The organism is Teredinibacter haidensis (genome assembly GCF_014211975.1).
Taxonomy (GTDB): domain Bacteria; phylum Pseudomonadota; class Gammaproteobacteria; order Pseudomonadales; family Cellvibrionaceae; genus Teredinibacter; species Teredinibacter haidensis.
The window spans coordinates 1414156-1429055 of sequence record NZ_CP060084.1; the positions used below are offsets into that span (position 1 = coordinate 1414156).

The 14900-nt window shown below is 45.1% G+C and carries 1 protein-coding gene; it reads left to right on the forward strand.

From position 1 onward, the window contains the following. Positions 1–71 precede the first annotated feature (71 nt). Complete coding sequence (locus H5715_RS05545; RefSeq protein ID WP_075187478.1) at positions 72–14891, forward strand: hybrid non-ribosomal peptide synthetase/type I polyketide synthase; 14820 nt, start codon at positions 72–74, stop codon at positions 14889–14891. The last annotated feature ends 9 nt before the right edge of the window (positions 14892–14900 follow it).

The following is a 14900-nucleotide window of genomic DNA, read 5'->3' on the forward strand; positions in this document are numbered from 1 at the left end:
TCTGTATGTTTTTCACATATATCATCTGACGTCTGTATTTATTATTTACAATTAGCAGGGGATTTAAAGTTATGACAATTAAACTCGAGCCTGCAACGCTTGTTGAAGTCGTTAACCAAAAAGCGGGGAATAAAGCAGCGAATAATGCTTTGTATAATTTTATTGGTGATGATGGAGCTCTGAGTTCTTCACTGACTTACATAGAGTTGAAGAGGAAAGCGGAGACCTTAGCGAAGGTGATTCTGTCCAAAACAGCCCCAGGTCAACGTGCTTTACTGATGTACAGCCCTGGAGTATCGTTTATTATCGCATTCTACGGTTGCTTGATGGCTGGTGTCATTGCTATTCCCACTTATCCACCAAGGAAAAATCAAAACCTCCAACGCTTAAAAAATATTATAAACGATGCAGATGTTAGTGTTGTCTTGTCTGATGATTTGGTTCTTGGTGTCGCACAAGCGAAGTTCGCAGCGGATGAAAACCTAGCTAAGATAGTCTGGATCAATACCGAAGAATATCCAACTAATATTGAATTGATGAACATATCATTGCCTGTTGTTACGCGGGATAATATCGCGCTATTTCAATATACCTCGGGTTCGACTGGAAATCCAAAAGGTGTCGTGATAACTCACAAAAATATCATCAGCAATCAATCAGTAATAGCGTCTATAGCTTGTCACTCAGAAAATTCTGTGGGTGTTAGTTGGTTACCACATTTCCACGATATGGGGTTATTTTACAGTGTGATTCAGCCTCTTTTTGTCGGCTTTCCCATGTATATAATGAGCCCGGCCTATTTTTCTCAAAAACCAATACGTTGGCTGGAGGCGATTTATAAATATCGGGCAACTACCAGTTGCGCGCCAAACTTCGCGTATGACCTATGCATAGACACTTTAAAAAATATTGACGAAATCGACTTCGATTTATCATGTTTACAAACGTCGTTTAATAGTGCAGAACCAATTTCGCCCACTACAATAGATAGATTCCAAAAAACCTTTGGTCCTTTTGGATATTCCGGCGCAGCTCATAAGCCCTGCTACGGTATGGCGGAAATGACTCTGCTTGGGGCCTGCACCAGGCGTAATTCACACAATCGACTGGTATTGAGTGCAAAGCAATTTCTCCGTGGTAAAGCTATTGACTGCACAAATGAAGAGCGGAGTTATGTCGTCGTTTCCTCTGGTGTTTCAGCTCACGGCCACAGCATAGCTATTGTTGATCCTGATAAAAAAACACTCTGCGTGGATAATCAAGTTGGTGAAATCTGGTTTAAAGGCGATAGCGTTGCTGCGGGATACTGGAACAGAGAGAAAGAAACTAAGGAGTGTTTTCAGGCTTATATTGCGAATACGGATCACGGACCTTATTTGCGCACCGGCGATTTGGGGTTTTTGCGCAACGGCGAAGTTTATGTTACCGGTCGGCGTAAGGATACAATGATTTTCCGCGGGCAAAATTATTATCCGCAAGATATTGAAGCAATCGCCTCACGTGGAAAGGAATGTGTAAATAATGGTGCAGCAGCTTTCTCAATTAGCGTTGCTGGCGAAGAAAAGCTGGTGTTAGTGCAAGAAATAAAACGTACGTCTATTCGAAATAAGAACCTTGATCTAGTTGCTTTAAGAATAAAAAAAAGCATTACGGAAGAATTCGGATTGCAAATCCACGATATTGTATTTGTTAAGGTTAACCGCTTATTAAAAACTTCGAGTGGGAAAATTCAGCGACAAGAAAACCGCCAAACCTATATTAATGGCGAAACGGAATCCATTTACCAGCTTAGCTCAACTGCTGATAGAAACGAACAAAAATATATTTCTCCACCGAAAGATGATGTCGGACCGATAAGCGCAACAGACTCCTCAAATTCAATCGTTAAAACACAAAAACTAAACACAATAAAGCACTGGTTGCGAAAACGCATAAGTGAATTCGTTAATATTAGGGAGGCTACGATAAGCTTTGATGTGGAGTTTGCTCAGCTCGGAATGGATTCAATACTCGGAATGCGGTTGATTGGTGACTTTAATGATGAATTTAATATTAGCTTGTCCGCAACACATATTTATGATTATCCAACCATTCATCTCTTTGCTACTGCAGCCATCAGTGATATTTTTTCTTCTGATTTTCCTGACAACCCCCCAATTGTGTCTCAATGTAATAAAATTGCTGTTATCGGTATGTCCTGTCGCTTTCCAAAGTCTGACAATATCACAGAGTATTGGAATTTAATCCGAAATTCGGAAGAGGGGGTAGGAGCTCCTCCGGCTGAACGAGTCGAATTGGAAGGCAGCTCCTACAAAGCGGGGTATTTGAAGTGCGTCAGTGACTTTGACGCGGAGCTTTTTTCGATATCGCCAAAAGAAGCACGCCTGATGGATCCACAACAACGAATACTGTTGGAGCAGGTTTTCGAAGCTTTATTATCCGCTGGTTACAATCATAGACAATTGGCCGGGTCGCGCACTGGTGTTTTTGTAGGTGTAACCTCCAATGATTACAGTGCCTTGTGTCTTACGGAAAACGCGCATACTAGCCCTTATTTTGTTACTGGTAATGCGCCGAGTATCACGGCAAACCGGATCTCCTATTATTTTGACTTCAAAGGCCCGAGCTTTGCGATCGATACTGCCTGTTCAAGTTCGCTGGTGGCCGTTACGCGGGCTGTGCAGAGTTTACGTAACGGAGAGTGCGATCTTGCCATCGTCGCCGGAGTGCAGCTGAATTTGTTGCCTCAAATTAGCGAGTCATTGGCGAGTGCCAATATGCTTTCGCCAGATGGCCACTGCAAAGTATTCGACGCTAGTGCCAATGGTTATGTTCGAGGGGAAGGGTGCGGAGTTATTATTTTAAAGCCCGCTAATAATGCTGCTGAAAGCAATAACAAAATTTTTGCGCTAATTTCTGGGGTTGCGGTAGTGCAAGACGGTCGCACCAATGGTTTGAGTGCACCAAACGGACTTTCTCAACAACAAGTTATTCAGCGAGCACTACATGACGCCAATGTATCGGCCGATCAGATTGATTATGTTGAAGCTCATGGTACAGGTACCGAGTTGGGTGATCCCATTGAGCTGCAAGCGTTGCAAGCTGTTTATGGTGCCGCTTCTAATCGGCAACATCCGCTCAAAGTTGGTTCCGTAAAAGCAAATATCGGCCATCTGGAAGCTGCAGCGGGCATGGCCGGATTGATCAAGCTGATTCTCTGCTTGCATCATCAGGTTATCCCCAAACAGCGCCATTTTGTCACGCCAAACCCACATATTGATTGGGGTGCAACCAATATTAGTGTCCCCAGACATGCCATTGAATGGCCCAAACTTAAGCAGCAGAGATACGGCGCTATAAGCTCTTTCGGTTTCGGTGGCACCAATGCACACTTGATTTTGCAAGATGAGCCATACGTTACCACACCGCCTGAACAAGCAGGGTTGTTACCGCCTTCATACGGCGTATTTACTTTTTCGGCACACAATGGCAGAGCAATTCAGAATTTGATGGTGCGAATCAATCAAAAAGTAAGCTCATTGCCAAATGATGATCTATGGAATTTTGCCTATACATCGGCTGTAGGATGGTCGCATTTAAAACTGCGTAAAGCAGTGTTTTTCGCTGACCAAAAAGAATTGCGTAAGTTATTGTCAAATGGAATTGATACTTTAGATAATCTCGCCCCATGTACCCCTCCGTCGCAGCTTACGTTTATTTTTACCGGGCAGGGATCGCAATATCCGAAAATGGGGAAAATATTTTATGAGGTTTACCCAGTTTTTAAAGCTGGAATGGATCGCTGTGATGCATTACTCAAACCCTTACTTGGTTACTCCATTTTGGCGCTGCTATACGGCAATACAGCATCGACTCCGAATGGACTAACGCTGGATGACACTGGCAATACACAGCCAGCTATTTTTTGTGTCGAGTACGCCTTGGCTCAGTTGTGGATGTCTTGGGGGATCATACCAACTGCAGTTTTAGGGCACAGCGTAGGAGAAATTGTTGCGGCCACTATCGCTGGAATTTTCGACCTCGAAGATGCCCTTAAATTCATTGCCGCACGCGCAACACTGAGTCAAAGTGTTAGCTGCGGGTGTATGGTTAACGTGTACACAAATTCGGTTAGCCTCATTCCTTATCTCGAGCCCTATGGCGACGGCCTATCCATAGCGGCAATCAATACCCCAGATACCTGTGTCGTCTCCGGCGAAGAAAATGCCATTAAAAAATTGATAACAGTGTTGACGTCACAAGGCATAGAGACAAAAAAATTACAGGTATCTCACGCATTTCATTCACCAATGATGGAGCCAATAAAGACGTCACTAGATACTCTATTGAGCAGTGTGAGATTGCAACCACCAAAGCTACCATTCATAGATAATCTGCATAGTGAAATTAATCATCCAGCCGTTTGTACGTCGGAATATTGGCTGAATCATTTGACTGGTACAGTGCGCTTTGCCGACAGCCTTAATGTTGCAGGTGAGCAAGGTTGCCGACATTTTTTGGAGGTGGGGCCAGCCCCCCATTTGTGTGGCTTAGCAATACAGACAGATAGACGAAGTGATTCCGTGTACCTGGCTTCATTGACGCCGAAAGAAAATCCGGGAACTAGTGCCGCCAAAACCCTCGCTCGACTATATGACGATGGCTTTGATATAGACTGGGAGGCATATTACGCTCCATTTGCGAAACGCAAAATTACGCTACCTGATTACCCATTCCAGCGCAACTCATTTTGGGTGCCGACTCAAGTCCAAGCAGCTACAAGTGCCGCACCGTTTGTTACTGCTCCGGCGGTTAGCTCGTTTACCAATACGACGTCGATGGCTGCGTCCCCATCTATTGAAACGAAACTTTCAACAGGTATGAGCCGCGAGGGCTTACTTAATATTTTAAAGGGCTTGCTGGCCGACAGCCTACAAGCGGATGAAGCCAGTATTGATGCGGACACACCGCTGTTAGAAATAGGGGCTGACTCCCTTATTATTCTCGAGTTTGCCCGAAAAATAGAAGCAAAATATCATTTGAATTTTGCCATCTCCCAGTTTTTCGAAGAACTCTCTACACTACGTAAACTCAGCGAATACATCGTTCTTAATGGCGCCACTGACGAATCAATTGTCTGCGTTGAAACTGCAGAAAGTAATTCTCCGAATACAACAGCGCGACCATCTACGCCACCGCCTAATTCCGCAGAAATGCGAGCTGTTGTGCCCCTTTCTACGGAGTCCATGATGCAGGTTATGCAGAGCCAATTGTTATTCGCGAGCCAGACGCAAACGGATCAAGCGCGCCTTACACTTCACGATATTTGTGCACTTCAACTCGATTATTTTACACGACTGGACAGTACTTCACTCCTTACGCCTAACCCAACGCTAAGGGGGGATCCTCCCGCTATAGGGCAACCAAATAAGACCGGAAATGGACAGACAGTGGCAGTAGTTCCAGCGTTGCGAGCAGAATCCAAGTCTTCGTCGCTCCCGCCATGGCGTCCGGCTACAGATAATTTCTCCGCCTACGGTGCAGAACAAAAACGTCATTTGCAGGTGCTGACTGAATCTCATAATAGGCGTACGCGTAAGTCTAAAGCTCTTACGCAACAATACCGAGCTACTTGTGCCGACAGCCGCGCCTCGGCGGGCTTTCGTTTGTCCACCAAAGAAATGCTGTACCCAATTTACGGTGATAGAGCTTTAGGTGCAAGAACCTGGGATATCGACGGTAATGAGTACATCGATATCACTATGGGCTTTGGGGTGAATTTGTTTGGCCATCAACCCGTGTTCGTTATTGAGGCTGTTCAAGAGCAATTGGAAAAATCCATGCAGCTCGGCTTGCAAACGTCATTGTCGGGTCAGGTGGCAGAATTAATTTGCGAATTAACGGGCATGTCGCGCGTCACTTTTTGCAATTCAGGTACCGAAGCAGTAATGACTGCTCTGCGCTTATGCCGTGCAGCTACCAAACGAAACAAAGTAGTCCAATTCATAGGTTCCTATCACGGGCATTACGACGGCACACTTGCGGAAGCTGCAAGTTCGTCGGCTATCTCAGTCCCTATGGCGCCTGGAGTTAATCGTGGTGCGGTAGAAGATGTCATTCTACTAGAGTATGGCAGTGATGATGCTCTGGCGGAAATTGCTCTGCAAGCCGGGGAGATCGCTGCGGTATTGGTTGAGCCAGTGCAAAGCAGGTATCCAGAATTACAACCCACCGAGTTTTTGCGGGCCTTGCGAACCCTCACAGTCGAAAATGGAATTTTATTGATTTTTGACGAAATGATAACTGGCTTTCGAATTCTACCTGGTGGCGCCCAGCAGTGGTTTGACGTTCAGGCCGATATCGCAACCTATGGGAAAATTGTCGGCGGAGGACTACCTATCGGTGTGGTGGCAGGACGCCACAATATTATGGATGGCATAGACGGTGGTGCGTGGCAGTACGGCGATGATTCCCATCCAAGGGCAGAAACTACATTTTTCGCCGGTACTTTTTGCAAACATCCGCTCACTATGGCGGCGGCGCATGCGGTTTTGAAAACGATTCGAGATCGTGGCGTCCAGATGTATTATGACCTCAATCACAAAACACTTCAATTAGCTTGTCGTCTCAATTCGTTCTTTCTAGAAAAAGAAATGCCGCTTGAAATTGTTCAGTTCGGATCTTTGTTCCGCTTTAAATTTAAGTCAAATTTGGATGTTCTTTTTTACAACCTAATGCAGCGTGGTTTATATGTATGGGAAGGGAGAAACTGTTTTCTGTCGATCGCGCACACAGATGAAGATATAGAAGATATTTACGTGATCATTACCGAAAGCTTGCAGGTGATGCAAGACGACGGTTTTTTTCCATCAAAAGCGTCACTAACAAACACCACGAAGAGCCTCGCAAGAGCAACCTGTGAGTCTACAGCTAACGCTCAAACTGTTGCCTCTTACTTTTCTGTAGCATCGGAACCGAAATCTAGATTTCCGCTTTACGATGCGCAAAAACAACTTTGGGCAGCCGATCATTTGGACGATGAGGGCGGTTTGGCTTACCACCTTCCACTCACAGTGAAATTAGACGGTACACTACGTCTCGACATGTTGAAGCAAGCAATTCTGAAGTTGTTAGATCGCCATCCAGCATTGCGAACCTGTTTTAGCGATACCGGTGAAGAACAATTTTATCAACCAACACCAACTCACTTTGAATTGCGGGAATTGAATTTAGTTGATGTGTCAGAGAGTCAACGAGCTGCCAAAATGCGTGCGTTTTTGGAGGAAGAAAATTGCCGTCCGTTCAAATTGACACAGGATTTACTATTGCGTGTTTCGCTAATAACTCAGTCTGCGTCGGAGTTTCTGCTGATGTTGCGCACTCACCACATTGTTGCAGATGGCCTATCGCTAAGCATCTTATTGAATGAACTAGCCGAAGTTTACAGTGCTCTGGTAAACCGCAAAATAATGAATCTCCCTCAGGCAATGGAGTTATCGTGTTATGCGCAGCTGCATACTCAATTTACCCAAAGTGCAGAGTTTGCTCGCCAGGAAACTTTTTGGTCGAATATTTTTTCTACAGGCGTCCCGCAAGTGGAGTTGCCAACAGATTACCCAATAAAAGCCTCCCAGTTTAGTGGCCAATGTGTAACCTTTTCACTACCAGCCACAACAATTAGCCACGCGTATGAGTTTGCCAATAAGCATCAATGCACGCTGTTTATGGCATTGGTCGCGGTCTATACCTTGTGGCTTCACAAGGTAACAGGCCAGGAAAGAATTATTGTGGGTTTTCCGGCTGCTGGTCGCGGCATCTCTGATAGGGGTGACGACACTATTCATAGTTTGGTTGCTTATTGTACGCATGTAGTTCCGTTATTAAGTGAATTACGTGCGGACGAAGCACTATCGCAGTTTGTTTCTAGAATTCGACAATCGTTACTGCGAGCCTACGAGAATCAGGATTACCCCTACGCAAAATTACTGAAACTACTACAGCCAGGACAAGACCTTTCCCGAAGGCGTTTAATCAATTGCGTAATCAATTTAGATGTCATTAAAGACCATCCAGAATTTTCGGGGTTACAGCTTAGCTTCGGGGAAAAATCCGTCGATTATGTTGACTTTGATTTGTCGTTTAATTTCATAGATAGCACCACTCAATCAAAAGGTTTGATTGGTGGTAATCTCAAACTCGAAGTCGAATATCGGCGATCTGCTTTCAGCGACACTTCGGTGCAGCGGTTTTTCCAACAGTACTGCACCTTGTTCGAGCAATGTGCCTCGTATCCAGATAGCCCCGTTACAGACTATAGGTTGCTGGATACACAACAACAAAGAATTCAGTGCGATAACTGGGACGCCATGCAGGGCGAGAGGGCAGTAAGCGACTGCTTTATAAAGCGACTTGAGTGCGGAGCTGAATCACATCCAAAGCGAATCGCACTGAGGATGGCTGACCGTAGTTTGAATTACGGGGAAATGAACCACCAGGCTAATAGGATTGCAAAATCATTATGGGAGCAAGGTATTTGCACAGGCAGCCGGGTGGCTGTTTACCTTAGCAAGTCGATTGAGCAAATCACCGCAGTGTTGGGGATTTTAAAGACAGGAGCGGCTTATGTGCCAGTCGACGCAGCCCTCGTGCAAGAGCGAGTGCGCTATATACTTAACGACAGCGCAGCTGATTTTATTATTAGCACCCAGAGTCTTTTGCATGATGTTGGTAGCTCCTTACCCTATCTTTCTGTAGAGAAAATGATTTACGACGGTGAATCTGAAAACCTCGTATTAGAGCGCGATGGTGAAAATCCTGCCTATGTTATTTACACCTCTGGTTCTACCGGAAACCCGAAAGGAGTGGTAGTACCCTATGCGAATCTCATGCGTCGATATTACGCTTGGAATCGTTGTTTTGGACTCGAAGAAATCGTCGATCCTGTACATTTACAAATGGCGAACTTCTCATTCGATGTGTTCACAGGTGACCTTATCCGCGCTTTAGGTTCAGGCGCTACGATGTTACTTGTTAGTAAAAATGATCTATTGGATACAGCCCATCTTTGTCAAATAATCGAAGACAACCAAGTGAACTTTGCCGAATTTGTTCCAGCGATTGCAATGTCACTTACTGAGTGCTGCGAGCGTAGCCAAAAAACTCTAAATAATTTAGAGGTTTTTATCGTCGGATCAGACAGTTGGTATATCAACAACGCGCGACGAATAAAGGAAATTCTGCCTGCTTCGACGCGTTTGTTTAATACTTACGGTGTCACAGAGGCGACTATCGACAGTAGCTATTGCGAGTTAACAGACGAACTGCTCAGTGCCCTGCCAGAACATATGATGGTGCCCATTGGCAAGCCGATGAACAACGTCTGCATGTTTATTGTTGATCAGGATTTCAATATTCAACCCCAAGGGGTTGCCGGAGAGTTACTCATCGGCGGCGACAGCTTGGCGACAGGATATTGGGGGAACGAGACGTTATCGAAGGAGAAATTTGTTTCGGATAGCGTGACAGGAAACGTATTGCAGCGACTTTACCGCACTGGTGATCAAGCCAAATATCGCGATGGTGGGTTCATTGAATTTATAGGCAGGCTGGATCATCAAGTAAAAATTCGCGGTTACCGGGTCGAGCTTGGCGAAGTTGAATTTGCCGTGCGCAAGTTAGATGGTGTACTTCAGGCAGCGGTAATTTCGCGCGACGATAATGGTGGCAAAAAACAACTGCTTGCGTTTGTCGAAGGTAACCCATCCAAGCTGCAGCCCGAGCAAACAATGCTGGCGGAGCTAAAATGCGTGCTACCCGAGTACATGCTGCCCACTAGTATTGTGGTGCTCGAGAACCTCCCGCTCACTGCGAGTGGAAAGGTAGATAGAAAAAACTTGGAATCCATCGAAGTTAATTTCCACGTTAGCACAGTTGACGATACGGTGCCTGTGAGTGAGCAGGAGAAAATTCTTACTGAGATATATAAAGATCTTTTTCGTCGCCAGAAAGTCAGTACCAAGGACAATTTTTTCGCTCTCGGCGGCGATTCTATTACTGCCATTCAATTGCTCAGTCGGCTCAGGCAACTCAATTTTCTATGTAAAGCAAGTGATGTTTTTTCGAATCCTGATATAGCATCTCTCGCTAAGGTAATTACGGTATTGGCACAAGAAAGCGACTCGGAGGCTGTTTGCGAAGAGGTTATTACCGATAAATTAGAAATCCAACCCAACCCAATCCAAGCCTGGTGCTATGAGCAGTGTTTTCAAAACCTTAGCCATTGGAATCAGGAGTTGTTACTTACTTGCCATAAAGGTATTTCAACACAACATTTACAGCAGGCTTTTAACCTTCTAGTAGATCATCACAGCGCTCTGAAAATGCGTTTTGAAAAATCATTATTAGGGCAGTGGACTCAGTGGCATAACTCAGCGTCCGCTATTGTTCCAGTACACGAAATCGAATTCACAGGGGCTGCTGATAAGCAAGACGTGCAAATTGAAATCGAAACGTTTTGTGATTCTTTACATGCAAAAATGCGGCTTGATAAAGGTGAACTTGTGCAGGTGGCGATTGTGCGCACCCCGGAATTCATGGCTACCGATCGATTATTTGTATCGGTTCATCATTTGGTGCTTGACGGTGTAAGCTGGCGCGTTCTGATGGACGACTTGCAGCGCGCAGTGCAGGCTCTGCGTTCGGGCCGGAATGATTTCTTTGGTTATAAAACGACTCACTTTAGTGAATACAGTCTGCGCTTAAATCAATTTGCAAACAGTGCTGAATGTCTGCAAGATTTAGCATATTGGCAGGGCGTTGTTAATCAATCATCAGCTTCGCTGCCCTGTGATTTCATAGTGGACACAACTTATGAAAAAGATTCGAAAAGTGTTACTGCAACCCTTGGTCGCCAGGCAACTAGTGACTTATTGCAGCGTTCAAATAAAGCTTATCACACGGAAATTGATGAGCTTCTTCTCAGCGCCATGGGGTTAGCGCTTGCTAACTGGACCGGTGGTGAATGTTTCAAAATATCTTTAGAAGGTCACGGTCGCGACACTTTTTATTCTCCCATAGATATATCCCATACCATCGGTTGGTTCACTTCGATTTATCCCGTTCTTGTACAAGTATCTCAGGAACACTGCCTTGACTTTAAGAAAAACCTGGCACAGATTATTGAAGCCACTAAACATTCGCTTCGGTCGGTGCCTAAGTCTGGATTTACTTATAGTCCCATACGGTATTTAAGCCAAGACGAAAAGGTACGATCTTCATTGCAGTACACGAATATGGTCGAATTTAATTACCTCGGTCAGACAGACAACATGAACATAGAGCAGATGGGACTGGGCTTAAGTATCGTCGACGATATACTAGGTAAGACACGCGCAGCGGAAAATCATCGCACCAACGATTTAGAAATAGATCTGATTGTTGTTAACGATGAAATGAAAATTCGGATTGCGTTCAGTTGCGCGCGCTACGAAAACAGTACTATGCAAGCGCTGGCCAACCACTTCATCAGTTATCTAGATGATATAGTTGATCACTGTCTTCAAGTGAATAATCAATGGCATGTCCGAGAATATCCTCTTGTTAATTTATCGCAAGATGAATTTTGCGCTTTGGTCACGAGACTCAATGATATTGATGATATTCAAGATATTTATCCGCAAAGCGCTTTGCAATCCGGCATGCTGTTTCACAGTATAAATGACCAAGAAGGCTCCACTTACATTGATCAACTGTATTGCGAATTTTTCTCTGCCGTTGACGAATCCAAATTCCAACAAGCATGGCAACAATTGGTGGATACGCATTCAATTTTCCGAACGGAATTTGTTTTCGAGGGCTTAAGTCAGGGACTACAAGTGGTGCGCAGTGGCGTTCGTGCTCCTCTCGAGATTATTGATGCTCGTGGTGAAGATTCGGCAGATGTTTATTTTGAACAAATGGTTAAAACTGAGCGGAGTAAACATTTAACCTACACCTCACCAAGTCTTATGCGACTTATGTTATATCGCCTCGATGAGAGCCACTATGGATTCGTATGGACTTTTCATCATGCAGTTATGGATGGTTGGTCGCTGGCCAACGCGCTCGAACATTTTACCTCAACTTACCAAGCCCTTGTGGGCGGCGCTTTAGCTCCCGTATTTAAGAAAGATGAATACGTGGATTACATCGCCTATTTGCAAGGCTACGACCAGGTAAAAGCAAATGTATTTTGGACCGAATATCTTCGCGATTTTGAAACGCCAACAAAATTGAGGGAAAATCCGGATTCCACTCTACCAACAGAGATTATTGGAGAAACGATCTTATCCATAGACCGCCAATTGTTCAGAAACATCATACACTTCGCGCAGGCCCAGCAAGTGACTCTCAATACCATTATGCAAGCGGCCTGGTTACTGGTTTTGCACACCCATACCCAAAGCGACGACATAGTACTGGGTGTTACATGTACAGGTAGACCTGCCGAGTTAGATCATGTGGAAGATCGCGTTGGTTTGTACATCAACACCATTCCGTTACGAGTTAAATTCGATCAATCGATAAGCTGTCGTGACTGGTTAAAATCCCTTCATAAAAATCAATTAGATGTGCTCGATTATCAATACAGTTCTCTTTTAGATATCCAAAAGTGCTCCAAGATTGGCGCGGACAATCCGCTTTTGAATATCCTACTCGTCTGTGAAAATTATCCCATTGGTGCGACAGGGGATGGGGATAACGGCAGCAGTCTTGCTATACAAAATATTCATGCACCGGAGCACACAAATTTCCCCATCAGCCTAGAGGTGGCGATGGAGGAGAATGGGTTAAAACTTAAATTGACTTACCAAACCAAATTGTTCGGAAAAGCGTTTACGCAACAACTTCTTAACCATATAGTTCGAGCATTTATTGAGTTAACAAACGATTGCGATCGCACACTCGATCAACTGCAGCTGGTGGACCCTAGCGAAACCCAATACTTACTTCACGAGTTAAATCAGTCCAAGCGCAATTATGATCTCAGCACAAGTTGGGTAAATCGGTTTCAAAAACAAGCAAAGCAGACGCCCAATGCCGTGGCAATGGTGCATGGTGATAGCATACTTAATTACGCGCAACTGAATCGCCTCGCGAATGGTTTTGCCCGTGTATTGCAGGATAAAGGCGTGGGTATTGGTGATGTGATACCAGTAATCGCTGCTTCTGGGTTTTTACCACCAGTGGCATTTCTTGCCATCAATAAATGCGGTGCTGCTTTCGCACCTTTGGATGCACGCTGGCCCCGCCAAAGGCTTATGGAAGTACTTGCAGATATAAATGCAAAATGCGTTCTGCTCGATACTCGTTTAAACCTCGATCTTCAAATCGTTGACAATATTTACATCGTGGCTATCGATGATATTGAAGAACAAACTGAAAACCCTGGCGTTGAGATCAGTCCAGACCTACCGATTTACGTTATCCATACCTCTGGATCGACGGGTAAACCTAAGGGTGCCGTTAACTGCCACAAAGGCATTCTAAATCGTTTTCTATTTATGGATGAGTATTTTGGTGTACCGTCTCAGGACACCATTTTACAAACTACGCATCATTGTTACGATTCGGCGGTGTGGCAGTATTTTTGGCCGCTGCTGAGCGGTGGTAAATCCGTATTGCAGAACTGGGAGCAGGGCATCGACTTGTTTCAAATCATCGATATGGTGCAACGGCATCAAGTTACCATTTCTGATTTCACACCTGGCGTTCTGGCGTCGTTGATAGCGCACCTCAAAGAGATGCCGGAGCACCGCGAACAGCTTTCTAGTTTACGCGCCTTGCTGTTAGGAGGCGACGCATTATCCACGAAGGTTGTACGCGATATCCGGAAGCTTTTCCCGCATGTACGCTTAAACAATTGCTACGGTCCATCTGAGACTTCAATTGGGGTTGTTTTTTATGAAATTCCCGCTTGTGTCCCTGACATTTTACCGATCGGGCGGCCCATCGCAAACGTTAAAGCCTACGTGCTGAATGCCCGCGGCCAAACATTGCCCAGTGGTGTGGTGGGTGAGCTTTATCTAGGTGGCAGCTGTATTGGATTAGGTTATTTGAATAATCCCGAGGCCACTGCTGGCGCTTTTGTTGCTAATCGATTCGACGAGGAGGGCGGACAACTCTACCGTACTGGTGATTTGGTGCGCTATTTGGCGGATGGCAATATCGAATTTATTGGTCGACGCGACAATCAGGTGAAAATTCGCGGCCATAGAGTTGAACTGGGCGACGTGGAGGTTTCTATCAGCAAACTGCCTGACGTGCACAGCTGCTGCGTGCAGTTGTATAAAGATGCGCAAAACGAAAACCAAATTGCCGCTTTTGTCGTTACAAAAAATAAAAACCTGAGTGTTGCCGCTTTACATCGCAACTTACGCGAGAGTTTACCTCGTTTCATGCACCCCGCAAATTTGCAATTGGTGCCTGAGCTTCCAGTAACCTTTGCGGGAAAAATCGATAAAAAATATTTGATTGAAACACTAAAAAACAAAGACAATAACATCTTCGTTGACAGACATGCTAGTAATGAAGCCCCTCGTACGCCTCTTGAATGTCAGCTCTGTGAGATTTTCCAGAACGTCCTCAAGTTAGATCAGATTGATATTCACACGGGCTTTTTCGACGTCGGTGGACATTCGCTTAGCGCGACGCAGGTGGTTTCACTCGGGCGTAAACATCTTGGTATCGAAATGAATGTTAAAGACTTGTTTATGCACGCCAGCGTGGCGCAGCTAGCTGAGGTTTTAGAGTCTAGGAGGAGCCTGGATCCTGCCTTCGACGCGAGTGCAGAGGCTGTCGATTCGCGGGTAACAACCTTCGACGAATCCGCGCCCGATGAAATTGAAATTTAAAAAAGGGAT